The organism is Pseudomonas sp. SDT291_1_S447 (genome assembly GCF_054070155.1).
The window spans coordinates 1-212 of record NZ_JBSVXS010000476.1 but is presented as its reverse complement, the minus strand read 5'-3'; the positions used below and the strand labels follow the sequence as shown (position 1 = coordinate 212).

The window sequence follows — 212 nt, the reverse complement described above, 5'->3', positions numbered from 1 at the left end:
ACCGCTGCGCAACAATGGCGAATGTTCTTTGAGGCGTGCCGAGAAAGCCTCCATGCTTTCGTCGGTGCGCACCTTGTTGAGGATCACACCGAGTACTTTCGGGTCTTTCGGGCCGCCGAACAGCTGGGCCTGCAGTTCCACGCGCCCGGAGAGCTCGGTGAGCACTTCGTTTTCCGGGGCGGACACCAGGATCACTTCCGCATCCAGGCTCT

1 pseudogene is annotated in these 212 nt (G+C 60.8%); it reads right to left on the bottom strand.

The features are described 5' to 3' along the window. A pseudogene (locus tag ACW9IR_RS30435) lies at positions 1–212 on the bottom strand (phosphate acetyltransferase); the annotation flags it as partial.